Annotated in this window: 13 protein-coding genes; 10 read left to right on the forward strand and 3 right to left on the reverse strand. The window is 55.9% G+C overall.

Going from position 1 to position 17,194, the window contains the following annotated elements:
- The first annotated feature begins 74 nt into the window (after positions 1-74).
- From RE6C_RS19615 to RE6C_RS19635, 5 genes are all read left to right on the forward strand, one after another.
- Positions 75-2,747, forward strand: coding sequence for a sulfatase-like hydrolase/transferase (locus tag RE6C_RS19615; RefSeq protein WP_008659357.1), 2,673 nt, complete (start codon positions 75-77; stop codon positions 2,745-2,747).
- Between the two features lie 326 nt (positions 2,748-3,073).
- On the forward strand, positions 3,074-4,723 hold the full coding sequence (locus RE6C_RS19620) for an arylsulfatase (RefSeq protein ID WP_039962654.1): 1,650 nt from the start codon (positions 3,074-3,076) through the stop codon (positions 4,721-4,723).
- Entirely contained in the window at positions 4,723-6,684 is a 1,962-nt protein-coding gene (locus RE6C_RS19625; protein WP_008659360.1) for a sulfatase-like hydrolase/transferase, read from the forward strand. The genes RE6C_RS19620 and RE6C_RS19625 overlap by 1 nt, the downstream gene beginning before the upstream one ends.
- Positions 6,685-6,756: 72 nt before the next feature.
- Entirely contained in the window at positions 6,757-8,244 is a 1,488-nt protein-coding gene (locus tag RE6C_RS19630) for an aldehyde dehydrogenase family protein (RefSeq protein WP_008659361.1), read from the forward strand.
- A 45-nt stretch (positions 8,245-8,289) separates the two neighbouring features.
- A complete protein-coding gene (locus RE6C_RS19635) occupies positions 8,290-9,582 on the forward strand; it encodes a class II aldolase/adducin family protein (RefSeq protein ID WP_008659362.1) in 1,293 nt (430 codons plus the stop codon).
- 112 nt (positions 9,583-9,694) lie between these two features.
- Here the strand turns inward: RE6C_RS19635 and RE6C_RS19640 are convergent, their stop codons facing one another.
- Positions 9,695-10,567 (reverse strand): helix-turn-helix domain-containing protein, encoded by an 873-nt coding sequence (locus RE6C_RS19640; RefSeq protein ID WP_008659364.1) that lies wholly within the window; start codon positions 10,565-10,567, stop codon positions 9,695-9,697.
- Positions 10,568-10,764: 197 nt separating this feature from the next.
- Here RE6C_RS19640 and RE6C_RS19645 point away from each other — a divergent pair, with 197 nt between their 5' ends.
- The 4 genes from RE6C_RS19645 (at position 10,765) to RE6C_RS19665 (ending at position 14,455) form a co-directional block, all read left to right on the forward strand.
- Positions 10,765-12,048, forward strand: a complete 1,284-nt coding sequence (locus RE6C_RS19645) for an L-rhamnose isomerase (protein WP_008659365.1) — start codon at positions 10,765-10,767, stop codon at positions 12,046-12,048.
- Positions 12,049-12,136: 88 nt separating this feature from the next.
- Positions 12,137-13,561, forward strand: coding sequence for a purine-cytosine permease family protein (locus RE6C_RS19650; protein ID WP_008659366.1), 1,425 nt, complete (start codon positions 12,137-12,139; stop codon positions 13,559-13,561).
- A gap of 67 nt (positions 13,562-13,628) precedes the next feature.
- Positions 13,629-13,826 carry a hypothetical protein gene (locus tag RE6C_RS19655; protein ID WP_008659367.1) on the forward strand — a complete coding sequence of 66 codons (198 nt, stop codon included), beginning with the start codon at positions 13,629-13,631 and terminating at the stop codon, positions 13,824-13,826.
- A 275-nt stretch (positions 13,827-14,101) separates the two neighbouring features.
- Positions 14,102-14,455 carry a hypothetical protein gene (locus tag RE6C_RS19665; protein WP_008659369.1) on the forward strand — a complete coding sequence of 118 codons (354 nt, stop codon included), beginning with the start codon at positions 14,102-14,104 and terminating at the stop codon, positions 14,453-14,455.
- Between the two features lie 109 nt (positions 14,456-14,564).
- Here RE6C_RS19665 and RE6C_RS19670 read toward each other — a convergent pair whose 3' ends face one another.
- Together RE6C_RS19670 and RE6C_RS19675 are read right to left on the reverse strand one after the other, a co-directional pair.
- Entirely contained in the window at positions 14,565-15,416 is an 852-nt protein-coding gene (locus tag RE6C_RS19670) for an alpha/beta hydrolase (RefSeq protein WP_008659371.1), read from the reverse strand.
- Between the two features lie 75 nt (positions 15,417-15,491).
- Complete coding sequence (locus RE6C_RS19675) at positions 15,492-15,773, reverse strand: hypothetical protein (RefSeq protein WP_039962671.1); 282 nt, start codon at positions 15,771-15,773, stop codon at positions 15,492-15,494.
- A gap of 269 nt (positions 15,774-16,042) precedes the next feature.
- On the opposite strand from RE6C_RS19675, the gene RE6C_RS19680 reads away from it, so the two are divergent.
- Positions 16,043-16,993: an EcsC family protein gene (locus tag RE6C_RS19680; RefSeq protein WP_052035011.1), complete on the forward strand. Its 951-nt coding sequence runs from the start codon at positions 16,043-16,045 to the stop codon at positions 16,991-16,993.
- Positions 16,994-17,194 lie beyond the last annotated feature (201 nt).

The raw sequence follows: 17,194 nt of genomic DNA on the forward strand, positions 1-17,194 counted from the left end.
GACCCCACATCCCTTCCCACCTCAAAACTGGCCCGCCGCGACACTGGCTGCCAATCCCCACCGGACAACCAATCATGAATCGAATTCCTCTTTCGTTGCTCGCTCTCGCGATTTGCGTTTGTGCTAGCCACGTCATCGTGGCGGGTGAACTCGACCCACAGCAGGATGCATGGCATGCAAAGTACAAAGGCCAAGCGAATGCTCCTTTGCCGGAGGAGATGCTGCTTAACACAGACCCCGAGCCGGATTTGTCGAAAGGTTTCACCTCGCTGTTCAATGGTAAGGACCTGAGTGGCTGGACTCCGAAGGGTGGCACCTGCAAGTTCACGGTGAAAGACGGGATCCTTGTTGGCCAAGTCGTTCCAGGTTCCAACAGCACCTATTTGTCGACTGAACGAGACGACTTCGAAGATTTTATTTTCACTTGCGACATGAAGTGGGAAGAGTCGTGCAACAGCGGTGTGATGTTCCGTGCTCAATCCAAACCAGGCAAGAACGGAACCGAAACGGTGTTTGGACCTCAGGCGGAGATGGAAGGATTCAGTCAAGATCGCCATTGGTCCGGTGGCATCTATGGTCAAAGCTGCGGCGGTTACTTTTATCCGCTGTGGTTGAAAGAGCACAAGGAAGCGAGAGCGGCCACCAAGGAAGACATCTGGAATCGTGTGACGATTTCTGCTCAGGGCAACGTCGTCAAAACCTGGATCAATGGTGTTCCAGCCGCTCACTGGATCGACGACGGATCCTACCGCAAAGGCTTCTTCGGTCTGCAGGTACACAAAGGTGCGAAAGGCACCGTGCTGTGGAAGAACATCCGAGTGAAAGAACTGGCGAACAAGCCCGCTGCGTCGCCGAAGACCAGTGCATCGAAGCGTCCCAACGTTCTATTCATCCTGGCTGATGACCTGGGGTGGAGCGACACGACTCTGTTTGGAACCACGAAGCTCTATCAAACACCGAACATCGAACGGCTTGCGAAACGCGGGATGACTTTCACGCGAGCCTACTCATCCAGTCCGCTTTGCTCGCCAACGCGGGCGAGTGTTCTGACCGGGCTCAGCCCAGCACGACACGGCATCACTTCGCCGACTTGCCACTTGCCGAAGGTCGTTCTGGAACCCAAAGAGACCGCGAAAGGGCCACCCAGCAAGTTCTCGACTGTTCCCGAATCGGTTACGCGGCTGGATCCCAAATACTACACGCTCGCCGAGATGTTCCAGGACAACGGTTATGCGACCGGCCACTTCGGTAAATGGCACTTGGGATCGGAACCCTACTCACCGCTGGAACATGGTTTTGACGTCGATTTGCCGCACCATCCCGGACCGGGACCTGCGGGCAGCTACGTTGCACCGTGGAAGTTCAAGGACTTTGATCATGATCCGATGATCCCGGACGAGCACCTTGAGGACCGGATGGCCAAAGAAGCGGTCCGGTTTCTCGAGCAGCACGCGCATGAGCCGTTCTTCCTGAACTACTGGATGTTCAGTGTTCACGCGCCGTTCGACGCGAAGAAAGAGTTGATCGAGGAGTATCGAGATCGCGTCGATGCGAACGATCCTCAACGCTGCCCCACGTATGCCGCGATGATTGAAAGCATGGACGATGCGATTGGCACATTGCTGGACACATTGGATCGTCTCGAAATCGCCGACGAAACCATCATCGTTTTCGCGTCGGACAACGGCGGCAACATGTACAACGAAGTGGACGGCACGACCGCGACCAGCAACGCTCCGCTACGAGGTGGCAAGGCGACGATGTACGAAGGCGGCGTGCGAGGACCGGCGATTGTTGTCCAGCCCGGTGTGGTGGAAGCCGGATCGCGAAGCGACGCGATCATTCAAAGCATCGATTTCTACCCGACGCTCTTGGAAATGCTTTCGATCAACGCTCAGCCGAATCAAATGTTCGACGGGGTCAGCATCGTCCCAGTCTTGCTTGGCGGGGAACTTCAGCGTGAAGCGATCTTCACCTACTTCCCTCATGATCCTCCTGTGCCGAATTGGATTCCGCCTTCGGTCAGCGTGCATCAAGGCGATTGGAAACTGATTCGCATTTTCCACGGTGGTCAAAACGGCTCACATCGTTACAAGCTTTTTAACTTGAAGAACGACCTCGGTGAACGAACGAACCTGGCGGCTAAACATCCCGAACGAGTCCAGCAGTTGGACAAGCTGATTGAACAGCATCTGGTTGAAACCAATGCCGTCAGACCGCTGGTCAATCCAAGATTCGATCCCGCCCGATACAACCTCGCCGCGGAAGGCAAAGGCGTTCTGAAACGCACCGGCAGCACACCGAAGAAGACCAAACCGCGAGTTCACCGAAAACCGGTCGCCGGTTGGTTGCCCGGTGGGACGTGCGACCTTTCCGTTTCCAACAACGTGCTGCGAGCTGAAAGCACCGGCGGTGACCCACACTTGAGTTTTTCGCTTCCCGAAGTGGTGAAGGCATCGCCGATGACCTTCACTGTTGAAATGCAATCGAATTCATCGGGCAGTGGGCAAATCTTTTGGAAAGAGATCGGGCTTCCCTACAATGCAGCGCGAAGCCAGGTGTTTGATGTGACTCACGATGGAAACGTCCACACCTATTCCATCCAGCTTTCGCCGAATGGCCCGGTGCAAGGCGTCCGAATCGATCCATCGAATGGCCCTGGCCAAATGGAAATCCGGCAAATGCATTTGCTCAACGGCAACGGCGACACCATCCAAGAATGGACCTTCGCTGACACAGTTCGCTAAGCACGTACGATGGTCTTCCAAGACCGTCGGGAAAACAGCGTCCTCTGTTTGGTCGGGCTTGGAAGCCTTTTCATACCCCACATCTCGAAACACCAAAGATTAGTGTCCGATCAGACTGGATTAGTGTTCCACCAGAGCGGTCAAGGGAACACTAATCGCCGCTAATCAAACACTGATAATTCCTCGGCAAGGGATGTCTGGCTTTAACCGCTTGTATTCCCAACGCAAGCGGCTCTCAAAAGATGTGGGGTGCAAAAAGGTTTGGAAGTCCAACCTATGAGACACCACCTCCAAAACTTCGCAATCAACTTTTAAAGACAACTGATATGAACTTTCGAAACGTGCGGAATCTGATTTGGGTGATGGCACTCGCTGGTTTGGCGATCGCTTGCAATCCCTCGCTTGCATCCGAACGACCGAACTTCCTTGTCATTCTCGCTGACGACCTTGGGTTCTCGGATCCCGGATGCTACGGCGGTGAGATCGAGACTCCCAACCTGGACGCATTGGCGGCGGGTGGCTTGCGGTACACGCAGTTCTACAACACGGCGAGATGCTGGCCGACACGAGCGGCGGTGATGACGGGGTACTATCCACAACAAGTGCGTCGAGACAGCATGCCAGGGGCGACGCGGCAATATGGCGGCGGTGGAAAACGTCCCGAGTGGGCTCAGACGTTGGCCGAATACCTTCGTCCGGCCGGGTATCGCACCTATCACTCGGGCAAATGGCACATCGACGGCAAGCCGACCGACAACGGATTTGATCTCTCCGACGAAGCCACCCGAAGCCCGGGGTTCTTTGACTCGATCCGCAAAAAGAATCGCGATCCGAAGTTCTACCGGACGACCGCGACCGCTCAGCATGCGATCGATAGTTTACAGGAACACGCGGAAGAATACTCTGACCAGCCGTTCTTTCACTTCCTCGCATTTCATGCTCCTCACTTCCCGCTGCATGCGTTGCCGGATGACATCGAGCGTTATCGCGACCGCTACATCGCAGGTTGGGAAGCATTGCGGAAAGAACGCAAGCAACGACAGCGCGAACTGGGCCTGAACGTTGGTGCTCTGTCTCCGATCGAGCAAGAAGTTGGTCCGCCCTATGCCTTCCCCGACCAAATCAAAGTGCTCGGCGAAGGAGAGGTCACTCGCCCGTTGCCATGGGAGGAACTGACCGAAGAGCAACAACAATTCCAAGCAACCAAGATGGCCATCCACGCGGCGATGGTGGACCGCATGGATCAAGAGATCGGCCGCGTGCTCGCTCAGCTCAAAGAAATGGGCCAGTTCGAAAACACTTGGATCTGCTTTCTGTCCGACAACGGTGCGAGCGCGGAGATCATGGTCCGAGGCGAAGGACACGATCCTTCCGCGTCACCCGGATCGGCCGCGACCTATTTGTGCTTGGGGCCTGGGTTCAGCAGCGCCGCGAACACCCCGTTTCGTCGGCATAAAACATGGGTGCATGAAGGTGGCACATCCACACCGTTCATTGTTCATTGGCCCAAGGGAATCCGTACGAAGAACGAGTTGCGGTCCAACCTCGGACACGCGATCGACATAGCGCCGACCGTGTTGGATCTCGCCCGAGTCGAGCTGGACGAGACCGGTGGCCCACCGATGAGCGGCCGAAGTTTGAAGCCGTCTTTTGACGACAACGATGCGTCGATTCATGACGAATTGTGGTTCTATCATGAAGGCAACTGGGCATTGCGGCAGGGTGATTGGAAGATCATTCATTCCAACATCTCTCGCCCCTTTCCCTGGTTGCGTTCCGAAACCGCGGCCAATGAGTCAAAAGAAAGTAGTGACTGGCAACTCTACGACTTGGCCAGCGACCGAGCCGAACAAAACGACTTGGCGGACAAGCATCCTGAACGAGTCCAGCAGATGGCGGATCGCTGGTGGGAATTGCGTGATCAGTTTTTGCGTGATTCGATGGTTGACTCGGACCGATCGAGGCGAGCCAACTGATGTTGAGAACGTTGCCTCTCCTCGTCGGCATCCTGCTGCTCGTGGTGTCGGTTGAACCCAAGGCTTCGGCGGCGGACAAGCCAAACGTGTTGCTCATCATTGCGGACGATGTGGGCTACTCAGACCTTGGCTGCTACGGCGGTGAGATCGACACGCCGCATTTGGATCGATTGGCATCCGAAGGGGTTCGCTTCAGCGAATTTCATGTCAACCCAATGTGCGTGGTGACTCGAACGAGCCTGATGACGGGGCACACACATTCTCAATCGGACAACTATCGACGCTCGCTACCGGTGGCACGCCTGCTGAAGAAAGCGGGCTACGCGACTTCGCTCGCTGGCAAGTGGCATCAACCTGGTAATCCAATGGACGCGGGCTTTGAATCGTTCTACGGATTCCTCGGAGGTGCGATCGACAGTTGGACTGGCATGGAGAATGGCAATCTCGCGATTCAAACGGACCGTGACGTACCCAAGCCCGTGACCGAGGAATGGTACAGCTCGGACGCGTTCACGGACCGTGCCATCGAAGAGATTGAGTCAGCACAAACGCAAGGCAAACCGTTCTTCACACTCGTTTCGTTCAACGCACCGCACACGCCGCTGCACGCGCCCCGTGAGAATGTTGAAAAGTACTACGAACGCTACCGGGCGGGCTGGAAAAGACTGCGCCGCGATCGTTACGACCGAATGATCGCGATGGGGTTGATCGACGAACGTTACGTGATGTCCGAACCGGATGCTGAGGTGCGACGTTGGGAGGAATTGCCGGCGTCGATTCAATCGCAGGAAAGCCGACGAATGGCGGCCTACGCCGGGATGCTGGATCGATTGGACTGGAACGTCGGTCGCTTGCTCCAACACGTGAGCGACCAAGGTCTGGACGAAGACACCATCGTGATCTTCATGGCGGACAATGGCGGCGCTTACAGCAACGGCAACATCCACACCTACGACCAACAAATTCCATGGGAACCCGGTAGCAACGCGTTCGTGTCCAATGGTTGGTCGTATCTGAAGAACACACCGTTTCGTTGGTACAAATCATGTGCTCAAGAGGGCGGCGTGTCCGTGCCGTTGATCGTGCGTTGGCCAGCTCAATTGTCGGGACAAGAAGGAGCCATTCGGAAACAGCGATTGCATGTCACCGATCTGTATCCAACGCTGCTCGAATTGGCGGGTGCTGAATATCCAACTCATGACGGCGATCGCAAATTGGAACCGTTGTATGGAAGTTCGTTGTTGCCATTGCTTCGAAATCCTGATCTGCCGGAACTCGCGATTCACGACGAGATGTTTTGGTGCTTCAACCAAACCGGCAAAGCACTGACCAAAGGCAACTGGAAAATTTCCAGCATCAGTGACGGGCCGTGGCGACTGTACGACATTCGAAACGATCCGGCCGAGTCACAGGATTTGGCGGGCGAACGCCTCGACGTGTTGACAGCGATGAGCGACGCTTGGTTTCAGTTCGCTCGCGAACGCACAACGATGCCTGCGTCTTGGCGTTCACCGCTGAAGGAGTACCAGGAAGGTTGGGGATACCACCGCATTCGCATGATCATGCCCGCTTACGTGCGTGCCGTTCCCGCGATGTCTGCGATGGATGTTCCGTGTGACACGGATCTGAGTTTTCACTTTTCAAAACCGATTCAATTTGCGAACTCAACCGGCAAAACCCTTCGTTTGTACGAAGCCGGTGACACCCAAACAGTGGTCTGGCAAGCGGATCCTGAACCGGGCCATCCTGACGAGGGCACTCGGCAAATCACATTCAACAATTTGCCGCGGTTGAAGCCAAACACGACTTATTTCGCACTGTCAGATCCAGGTTGGATCACGGTCGGAAATCAACCCGTCGGAGGTTTGAACGACGGAGCGTTCTGGTACCGGTTTCGAACGGGCCCCGCCCGCCCCGGTTTGTTGGATGGGCTTCCCGTTCAACGCCCGCTGCCTCGATGAAGTCCATCGACAATCGTTGTACACTGCTATTTCACCCCATTCACCGCAGAGAAAGTTTGAGCAAGAAAGAATATGAGCGTCGCAACCCAACACACATTGCTTCCCGAAGTTCAATCGTTCCTGGATCAATCGCCCCTGGCAAGCTTCGTCGGCGGAAAAGCCTTCCCGAGCGAACAGGGAAACGTGCTCGCAACGATCGATCCAGGCTCGGGCGATCAGCTCGCTGAGATCCACGATTTGAATGCGGCCGAGATTGATCGTGCGGTGGAAATCGCCAACGAAGCGTTCCCGGCTTGGGCGGGATTGTCCCAAGAAGAACGCAGCAGCATCCTGCTCAAACTCGCCGATGCAGTCGAAAGTCACAAAGCGATCATCGCCCAAATCGAGGCTCTCGATGCCGGCAAGATCGAAGCCCAAGCCGCCGGCGACGTGCAGAACTTCGTCGACACGATGCGTTACTTCGTTGGCCTGTCCGACCAAGTCGAGAAACGCACGAAGCTGGATGTGCCGGGCCACGATGCTTACACGGTCAAACAACCTTGGGGTGCCTGTGCTTTCATTTTTCCATGGAACTTCCCTTTCCTCTTGATCGGCTGGGGAATCTCGCCGGCATTGGCCGCTGGCAACACCGTCGTGATCAAACCCGCCGAAGACACATCGCTCTCTGCGATCTACTTGGCTCAATTGGCCAAGGAAGTCGGTGTGCCGGATGGCGTGATCAACGTCGTCACCGGTCGAGGTGCAACCGCGGGAGCGGCCCTGACCAACAACACTCAAATCAAACGTATGTCGTTCACCGGTTCGCCCGAAGTCGGCCGCTTGGTCGGTGAATCTTGCGGACGCAACCTGGTGCCGGTCAAGCTGGAATTGGGTGGCAAGGGTGCCGCGGTCGTCTTCGATGATGTCGATGTCAAAGCCACCGCGCAAGCCTTGGTTGGTGCAATCACATTCCACACCGGTCAAGTCTGCTGCGATGCAACGCGTTGGTTGATCCACGAAAACATCTACGACGAATTCGTCTCCGAGTGCAAACAGTTGATGGAAAAAGTCCGCATCGGTCACCCACTGGATCCGAACAGTGACATGGGCCCGGTTGTGAATCCGAAACAACGCGAACGTGTTCTCGGGTACCAAGAAAAAGGCACCGCAGGAGGAGCCCAATGCTTGTGCGGTGGTGGTCCCGCGACGGTCGAGGGCCTGAACGGAAACTATGTCAAACCAACTTTGTTGGCCGGACCGCTGGACAACGTTGCCGCACGCGAAGAGATCTTTGGCCCGGTGGCTTACCTGGCGAAATTTTCTGATGAAGCGGACGCGATCGCGAAAGCCAACGACACCGACTACGGGTTGGCCAACAGCGTTTGGACGACCGACGCCGAACGAGCCAATCGGGTCGCTGAGGCGATGATCGCTGGCAACAGTTGGATCAACGCTCACAACGTGTTCGCACACGGTGTCCCTTACGGCGGAGTCAAGAAAAGCGGCATGGGCGGCGGCGTGCTTTCGCCTGAAACGTTGATGGATTACTACCGCAGCACGTCGGTTGTCCGGCCTCTGTAATCGCCTCCGCTGACCTTTGATCGAACCTTCACCGACGGGAATAGAATGAGCCATTCGCGAGATGTCCAACATCCACGAGACCGAATCATGCAAACGATGGATCGGATCTATCGCTACCGCATGACGACGACTTCGGGTGGCAATCTGTCGATTCGAGACAGCGAAGGCAACATTTGGATCACGCCGGCGAGAGTCGACAAAGGCAACCTGACTCGGAACGATATCATTTGCGTTCGCGCCGATGGATCCGTCGATGGCCCGCACCCGCCATCCTCGGAGTTCCCGTTTCACAAAGCGATCTACGAAGCCCGGCCGGACGTGAAGGCGATCGTGCACGCTCACCCGGTCGCGCTGGTCGCCTTCAGCATCTGCCGCGGGACACCCGACACGCGGTTGTTCCATCAAGCGCACAGTGTTTGTGGCAAAGTCGGTTTCGCACCTTACGCTTGCCCGGGGACGGAAGCTCTCGGGGCCAGCATTGCGAAACAGTTCGAAGACGGATGCGACAGCGTGATCCTGGAAAACCACGGCGTCGTCGTGGCCGGCCAAGATTTCGCATCCGCATTCCAACGATTCGAGGCCTTCGAATTCGCGGGTAAAACACTGATCAAAGCCAAGCAGATTGGTGAGGTTCAATACCTCGACGATTCCCAACTGGATCAAGCGGCACACCGAAGCGTTGACTTCGTCAGCTACCAACCGCCCGCCGCCACCACGCAAGAACAAGAATTGCGACGGCAACTGTGTGAGTTTGTGCGTCGCGGTTGCCGCCAGCGTTTGTTGATCAGCACCGAAGGCAGTTTTTCAGCTCGTTTGAAAGACAATTCGTTCTTGATCACGCCAACACGGCGGGACCGCGAGTTGTTGCGGGCGGAGGACTTTGTCCTAGTAAAAGGTGAATTTCGTGAATACGGAAAACTGGCCAGCCGCGCTGCCAACGCTCACCGCGCGATCTACGAAAAACACCCGCACGTGCAAGCGATCGTGTTTGCTCATCCGGTCAACGCGACGGCGTTCAGTGTGACCAGCGTGCCCTTGGACGTTCGTACGATTCCTGAAAGCTACGTATTCCTGCGTGACGTGGCTCGTGCTCCCTACGGAGTCCAGTATTCTGGCGATGAATCGATTGCCGACTACGTGTGCAGTCGCAACCCAGCCGCGATTCTTGAAAACGATGGCGTGTTGGTGACCGGTACCACAGTGCTGGATGCATTCGATCGCTTGGAAGTGCTCGAATCCACCGCCGAAGCCGTGATCAATGCGAAAGCGATCGGGGACGTGTCGGTGATGCAACAAGACGTCATCGACGAGCTGTGCGAACAGTTCAACCTGGCGTGATGTTTGCCGCTTAACATCGCGTGAACAACAAGTCACGATGTTAGCGGTGTGGCGCAAGCCGCCCGGTGAGGAACCGGAGGGCTCGCGCCCTTCCGCTACGTCAACGTGGTTCTTATCGCATTTGCTTTCTGTATTCGCGAGGCGACAAGCCGAGGTGGGTGCGGAACTGCCGGCTGAAGTAGTTGCTGTCTGAAAAACCGACGTCAAAGGCGATGTCGGTGATCGACCGATCGGTGCTGCGAAGCAAGCGACTGGCTTCTTGAATCCGCACTTGGATCAAATACTTGATCGGGGAGGTCTCCATCGTGCCTTCAAAGGTGCGAATGAAATTCCGGCGAGACATTCCCGAAATCTCGACCAAGTCATCCAACGAAATCGAGCGATCGAAGTGTCGCTGGATGTGCGAAATCGCTTCGGCGATGCGAAGCAGTTTCTTGCTCTCGGGATTGCGGGTTCGGCTGTAGCACCTCGATAGAAAGGTGACCAATTGCAACATCGTGAGTGTCGCCATCGTTCGAAAGCCAGCCGAGCGTTGCTTCAGCTCTTGATCCAATGATTCGACATAACGAAGCGTCTCGATCAACTCCGCTGGATTGAGCTGCAAGCGGCTGGTGAATTGATGCCGCTTTCTCCACGCTGGCTCGAGCGTGAACAGCGCATGGTAGCCGGACAACGATTGCAGATCGCCAATCGAAAGCGGCAACTCGAGCGGATCAAACAAGATGTTGATCAGGCTCAACTGATCCATGTTCAAGTAGTCATGCGGTCGGTCCCCACCGATCACAAACGTGTCTCCCGTCACCAATTCGTAGCTGTCCTCGCCGGTGATATGAACGCCTTTGCCGCCGGTGATGATGACGATCTCGGCGAACTCGTGGCAATGCAACCCAAAGGGTTCTTGCGGATCACGCCGTTCGACCACGATCGGAAAGCCGTCGGGGTGAAACCAGTCCTCCTTTTTCAGCGTCGGGATCATCTCGGACATGGCTCCGGGGCACCTTGGACTGGAGTTTTGGCTCGATTCGGCTGTTTCAGAAAAGCGATTCCAGGTGGCACGATTGTCTTGTTATCGGCAAGAATGTCAAGGTTTGGCGTTGCTCCCTCGGATACGCTACGGAAAGATGGGTCACGCCAAGTGGCCGGACAGACACGCACACCGCCCTTAGATCAGGCATTGAGACCATGAATCGAGCTGGCAATATCGAGAAGGCTTTTGAGTTGGCCCGAGAGGACTACCAGGCGATTGGAGTCGATGTCGATTCGGCTTTGCAACGCATGCGAGACGTGGAAATCTCGGTCCATTGCTGGCAAGGCGATGACGTGAAGGGCTTCGAAGGCGACGACGGAGCACTCGGGAACGGGTTGGCGGTGACCGGTAATTTTCCGGGGCGGGCTCGCACAATCGATGAGCTTCAGAGCGATCTGGAATTGGCTTATTCGCTGATCCCCGGCAACCACCGTCTCAACCTGCACGCTCTTTATGGTGACTTCAAGAGCCGCGTCGATCGCGATGAGATCGAGGTCGAACACTTCCAGGGCTGGATCGATTGGGCTCGCGATCAAAAGATCCGCTTGGATTTCAACCCGAGCTACTTCTCACATCCCAACGCGGCGGATGGTTTCACGCTGGCTCACGCGGATTCAGGCATTCGTCAATTTTGGATCGATCACGGCATCGCCTGCCGAAAGATCGCCGCCGCAATGGGCGCGGCTCAAAACAATCCCTGCATCAATAACTTTTGGGTGCCCGACGGGTACAAAGACGTGCCCGCCGATCGAAAGGCACCGCGGGAACGATTGGCCGCTTCGTTGGATTCCATTTTCGCAACCGAGTATCCCGCCGAACACACTCTCGATGCAGTCGAATGCAAACTGTTTGGCATCGGAAGCGAAAGCTACGTGGTCGGCTCACACGAGTTCTACATGGGCTACGCGATGTCACGCAACAAAGTCCTGTGCCTGGACGCCGGGCATTTCCATCCAACCGAAACGATCTCGGACAAAATCTCCGCGGTGATGATGTACGTTCCTGAACTGTTGTTGCACGTCAGTCGCGGTGTGCGTTGGGACAGCGACCACGTGGTCACGTACAGCGATGAGTTGCAATCGATCATGCAAGAAGTTGTTCGCGGTGACTACTTGGGACGTGTGCACATCGGATTGGATTTCTTCGACGCCAGCATCAACCGCGTGGCGGCTTGGGCGATTGGAACTCGCAACGCATTGAAAGCGGTCTTGGCAGCATTGCTGGAACCAACCGAGCAACTGCGAAAGCTGGAACTGGAAGGCGACCTGACCGGTCGACTCGCGTTGATCGAAGAGCAAAAGACGCTCCCGCTCGGTGCCGTTTGGAATCACTATTGCCAATCGGTCGGCGTGCCCGCGGGATCAGATTGGTTGGAGAACGTGCGGGAATACGAGAGCAAAGTGTTGTCGCAACGAAGTGACAGTTCCGCTTTGGTTTGATCAAACCCCCGCCGATAAATTCGCGGTCGTGGCGGACCGACAAGCAGACGACGGTGAATCGACCGATCTTTAGAACTCGAGAGCATTGATGAGCGAAGAAAATTCAAACGCGGGCGGCGAATTTGAACGCGAACCCGTTCCCGAATCCGCACGAATGGGAAACGGGAAGTTCTGGGGGATGTACGCCGGCGAGCACGCGGCGGGCACCGAGTTCATGATCGGGCCGCTGTTCCTTGCCGCGGGAGCGAGCCTGTCTGATTTGCTGCTGGGGTTGTTGCTCGGCAACCTGCTGGCCGTGCTGACTTGGCGATTCCTCGTGGTCCCGATCGCGATGGCCAAGCGCCTGACCCTTTACTATCAGCTCGAACGCATCGCCGGTGGTTCGCTGGTCAAGTTCTACAACTTGGTCAACGGATTGCTCTTCTGCTTTCTCGCCGGGGCGATGGTCACGGTCTCCGCATCGGCCGTGGGAGTGCCCTTCGATATCCGCTTTGACGTGCCTGAGAATTTCTTTGGTCTGAGCAATCCATCGTTCACATTGTTGGTGGTCATCGTCGGCGCCGTGATCACCGCGGTTGCGGCGGGCGGCTATGAACGCGTGGCAAGATTCGCGAATATCGCGGCCCCGTGGATGATCGCCGTTTTTGCGTGCTGCGGGATTGTTTCGCTGTCTCAAATGGGTGCCACCAACGCATCGGCATTGTCGGAAGGCAAGTTTTGGTCCGATGCGATTGCATTCGTGCAGGAAAAGAACGGACCGGGGACGTTCAGTTTCTGGCAGATTGTGGTCTTCGCTTGGTTGTGCAACGGAGCGATGCATTTCGGGATGTCTGATCTCACGATCTTCCGCTTTGCGAAGAGTAAGTCCTCAGGCTGGGCGCCCGCGATCGGAATGTTTCTCGGGCACTATATGGCTTGGATCGCGGCGGCGTTGTTGTTGGCCGCGTTGATCAAGTTGCAGCCGGCGTTGGTGGTCGGCGATGACGGCAAAGTCACCGCGAATCCTGGGTTGCTTGCCTACCAAGCGGTCGGATGGACAGGGATCATTTGCGTGGTGATCGCGGGTTGGACGACCGCGAACCCGACGATCTATCGCGCGGGGCTCGCGTTTCAGGGGATGTTCCCCCGAAGCTCACGAACCGCGATGACCCTTGTCGCCGGTGTGGTTGCGACCATCGCTGGAGCGTTCCCAAACCTGTCGGCTCAACTGCTCGATTTTGTGGGCACCTATGGAACGGTCCTGGGAACGATGGGAGCCGTCATCTTTGTCGACTTCTACTTGATTCAAAAGTTTGGTTTGCGTGCCGAGTACGCGGCGGTCACCGGAGCTCGCATCAATAGCGCTGTCTTGATCTCTTGGGTGCTGCCGGTGGCGGTGGCGTTGTACTTCATTCTGGCCAAAGGATTTTTCGCGGCCTATGCGGTGATCCCATGTTGGTTCACTTGCGGCGTCCTTTACTTGCTCATCAGCAAGCTGACGCAGCGTTCACCGGCTGACGGAACGATTTCCTGATGACGGCTCGCGTTTGAATCCCGTTCAATTCATTTCTTCACCTCAATAACACAACCGTGCTGTCGCCATGAAGAACTTCGCCAAGATGATGTCGCTGATCACCCTTTGCATGATCGTCGTACCGTGTTCGCTGTTTTTTGCCGGAGCGATTGAGCTTCCGCTGGTCAAATCGATCGCACTGTTCGGCACCATCGGATGGTTCATCTTCACACCGATCTGGATGAGCCGGCAATTGCCGATCGACGCGGCAGAAGTCGAGATCTAGGAAGACGAATACCGACGCCGATGCCGATTCACTCACCGACGCCGCTTTCTAAAGTTGTTTCGCGAACCTTGGCGTGGTGAGATTGGTCCATGGGGCAAGGGATCCGATGCTGTTCGGATCCATCTCCCGACGCCAATGATGTGCCTTTCGCGAAAGATGAAACGATGCGAGTTTTGCCATTCTGTTTTGCAACAAAATCAGGTTGCGAGTGATTTCCGCTCGTATGCCTGACAAGAACGATTTGTCCCAAACAACTGTTCACACAATGCGAAACAATGAGAACCACATCCGAAACCCAGTCGGCGACTAACGTCGCTGCGCGAGTCGCGGGCGAAGACATCCAAAAGGGTGACTTCGTCACCGTTCTAAGCGAGATTTTCGAAGTCCCATCCTTTCTTTGGAACTGCTCGGACGTCTCGTTGCCACCGGACGAACCCGTGCGGGCTCGCTTTTTATCATCAGCCACCGGGACCCCATACAAGGTCACCGTGGTTTGCTTGCCTTTTGTCTACGCCAAGCGCACACGTGGTTTGGTCGCATGCTTCGACATCCGACGCCACGAATTGGTGCGTCTGGATCGCGAAAGCGGTCGCTCGATCTGGAAGCTGTTGAAGAAAAAGAAGAAGTGAACTCATAGTTCACGTTGTCCAAACACAGGTGGGCTTTGCAACTGTTTTTGCAAAGTCTGCCTGTGCTGGGCCATCTCTCCGGCACGGAGGCTCAGTTCAGTACTGCGATCTATTCGATGCTGAGTGCGGCAGTGTCGAGTAGCCAGTTTTCGATCGCGTCATAGACATGGTCGCGTTCGTCTTCGATCAACAGCGAATGCCGTAGACCGTCAAACGAGACGCGATGACACAATCGGCCCGCGTTCTCGACGAACTCGTCCGTGGTTTCCGAATCACAAAGTTCGTCTTCCGCACCGGTCAGCACCAGCAACTTGACGTTCAGCTCTTTCGCGTGGTCGGTCAACCAAATGCCATGGTTGACCAATTGGCTGCCGATCCCAATCGAGAGTTTCTCGTGTATCAAGTCGTCGTCGGCGAGATCGCGAAGTGCCTGGGTGTCCTGTGTCAATTGCGTCGGTTCAATCGATGCTGACAAACGAATGTGCGGGATGAGTTTGCCGGTCAGCCACGCCGCGAATGCTTGCGGACGCGTGGGTGGATTGGGCGGCAGAATCATCGGATTGGTCACGATCGCTCGCTTCACGTATTCGTGATCACGACCAAGAAGATGATTCAACACTAAGTTTCCGCCCATACTGTGCCCCAACAACACGAGTTCGGCTCGCGGGAATTGCTTCGCCGCGAATTCGAGGGCGACAGCGATGTCATCGACCAGCGTGTCGAAACTGGGAGCGTCGCCGCGGGCACCGGGACTTTGCCCGTGACCATGTTGATCATAGATCACCACTCCGCGGTCCAGTGCCAACATGCGATCGACGAAGTCGTCATAGCACCCGGAGTGTTCGCCCAAACCGTGCACGACGACAAACACGAGTTCGGCCGAGGATGGTCCGGCACGGCGACAATGCAGTTCGCGTCCGTCGGGAGTTTCAAGTGCTGATTCGTCGATTGCAATAGCCATGGAAAGTGTGTTGTTGAATGCCGGTCGTGCAAGTGAACTGTAGAGTGACGTCGAGAGAGCGTGAGTCGGGCGACGCTACTCTTTTTCTCGATCAATGAACTTGCAGAATCGGCTGAGCTCACCACCGGCGGTCTTGTCCTCGTGCAGAAACGCGAGGTTGGATTCTTCAAACTTGTCGAAGAAGTTTTCCCAACTGATCGTCGACAGAGAGTCGTTGCGGCCTCCGTGAGGAAAATCGATTCGCAAGATTCCGATGCCTTCGTCGGAGTCGGCGGTCGATTCGACTGTCGCGGGAACACCGCCGCGTTCGTGAACCCAGTTGCGAATGGTGTCGTGGTCAGTTGTTGTATTAGCCATGGTTTTCCTCGGACATTGTTTGGGACTGCCGATTGAGTCTTGTTCAATCGTGGTCGGTTTTACGCGCGTGGTCTGTTGCGTCGATCGAAAGTTGCAATTCAGTTTTCGAGACCACGAAACGTTGACAGCACCAGGATGGAAGCAACCATCGTGCCAACGCTGAGTGGGCGCGGGGTTTGCAAGACGACACAAGGCGACTGGCGTGCCGACCGTGCGTCGCATTCAATGATGTGGTGTCGGCAACCTCGCTCGGAAACGTCACGGTCTTCATGGTCATTTCGCGAGGGCCTCGAGCTTCTGAGAACGCTCCAGCAAGAGTGTTCGCATTCTCCCATCAACTGGAATTAACCTTGAGCGACAACTTGATTACCGGAAGTCTTCCTGAAGAAACCTTGGAAGAACTGCGTCAAGCCAAAAAGGTTTTGGAACACCATGGCATCGCGGATCGGCTGACCGAGATGATCGGGACTCCGGTGACCGCATCGTTGAAGATGTTGCCGGACAGCGTCGAGTCGGCGATCCACCAGGCGATTGAGAAGTCGTTGCACGTTGCGCTGGACGTGGCATTGCGGACGCTCGGTGACGACAAGGATTCCGCCAATGGGGCTTCACGTGGCAAGCCAAAGTTGCTGACGCACAAGTTGTTGGCGGGGCTCAGCGGTGCCGCCGGTGGTGCTTTGGGAGGAGCGACGGTTGCTGCCGAATTACCGGTTTCGACGGTGTTGATCCTGCGAAGTGTTGCTGACATTGCTCGCAGCGAAGGCGAGGATTTGTCCGAATTGGAGTCGCGTTTGGCATGTTTGGAAGTGTTTGCGCTCGACCCCGGTCAATCGTCCGATATCGATGACGAGACCGAAATCGGGTATTTCGCGGTGCGGGCCGCGATGGCAAAGCAGATCAAAGATGCGTCTCAGTACATCGTTCAGCATGGAATTCGGGATTCTGCCGCACCGCCATTGGTCCGTTTGGTAACTCAGATAGGGAAGCGGTTTGGCGTCGTGGTCAGCGAAAAGGTGGCGGCTCAAGCGATCCCAATCATTGGTGCGGTTGGCGGAGCGTTGATCAACAGCTACTTCATCGACCACTACCAAGACATTGCCAGAGCTCACTTCACGATCCGACGGCTCGAACGAGAACACGGCGAATCACTCGTTCGCGAAGCTTACGGGCAGATCAAACTTCGACAACGGCCTCGTCGTGTCACCGATCGGAATGCTTGATTCACTGTCGTTCTCTCAGCTTCTTCGAATTGTTGCGAATGAACACGTCGCGTTTGCTGGTCGAAGATTAACCACTCAGGGCGATTGCGGGGCGTTTTCACCGGCCCCAGGTCCCATTTCGAGATGACCTGGTAGCTGATTCATCAGATTGCCTGTTTTTCAACCCGTCGCGGTACGGCCTTTGCTTTCAGGCGGATAGAC

Source organism: Rhodopirellula europaea 6C (assembly GCF_000338295.1).
Taxonomy (GTDB): domain Bacteria; phylum Planctomycetota; class Planctomycetia; order Pirellulales; family Pirellulaceae; genus Rhodopirellula; species Rhodopirellula europaea.

What these genes read in the sequence shown, in the direction of transcription:
- RE6C_RS19615 (WP_008659357.1), top strand. Translation starts at nt 75, where the DNA reads ATGAATCGAATTCCTCTTTCGTTGCTCGCTCTCGCGATTTGCGTTTGT.
- RE6C_RS19620 (WP_039962654.1), top strand. Translation starts at nt 3,074, where the DNA reads ATGAACTTTCGAAACGTGCGGAATCTGATTTGGGTGATGGCACTCGCT.
- RE6C_RS19625 (WP_008659360.1), top strand. Translation starts at nt 4,723, where the DNA reads ATGTTGAGAACGTTGCCTCTCCTCGTCGGCATCCTGCTGCTCGTGGTG.
- RE6C_RS19630 (WP_008659361.1), top strand. Translation starts at nt 6,757, where the DNA reads ATGAGCGTCGCAACCCAACACACATTGCTTCCCGAAGTTCAATCGTTC.
- RE6C_RS19635 (WP_008659362.1), top strand. Translation starts at nt 8,290, where the DNA reads ATGAGCCATTCGCGAGATGTCCAACATCCACGAGACCGAATCATGCAA.
- RE6C_RS19640 (WP_008659364.1), bottom strand. Translation starts at nt 10,567, where the DNA reads ATGTCCGAGATGATCCCGACGCTGAAAAAGGAGGACTGGTTTCACCCC.
- RE6C_RS19645 (WP_008659365.1), top strand. Translation starts at nt 10,765, where the DNA reads ATGAATCGAGCTGGCAATATCGAGAAGGCTTTTGAGTTGGCCCGAGAG.
- RE6C_RS19650 (WP_008659366.1), top strand. Translation starts at nt 12,137, where the DNA reads ATGAGCGAAGAAAATTCAAACGCGGGCGGCGAATTTGAACGCGAACCC.
- RE6C_RS19655 (WP_008659367.1), top strand. Translation starts at nt 13,629, where the DNA reads ATGAAGAACTTCGCCAAGATGATGTCGCTGATCACCCTTTGCATGATC.
- RE6C_RS19665 (WP_008659369.1), top strand. Translation starts at nt 14,102, where the DNA reads ATGAGAACCACATCCGAAACCCAGTCGGCGACTAACGTCGCTGCGCGA.
- RE6C_RS19670 (WP_008659371.1), bottom strand. Translation starts at nt 15,416, where the DNA reads ATGGCTATTGCAATCGACGAATCAGCACTTGAAACTCCCGACGGACGC.
- RE6C_RS19675 (WP_039962671.1), bottom strand. Translation starts at nt 15,773, where the DNA reads ATGGCTAATACAACAACTGACCACGACACCATTCGCAACTGGGTTCAC.
- RE6C_RS19680 (WP_052035011.1), top strand. Translation starts at nt 16,043, where the DNA reads ATGGTCATTTCGCGAGGGCCTCGAGCTTCTGAGAACGCTCCAGCAAGA.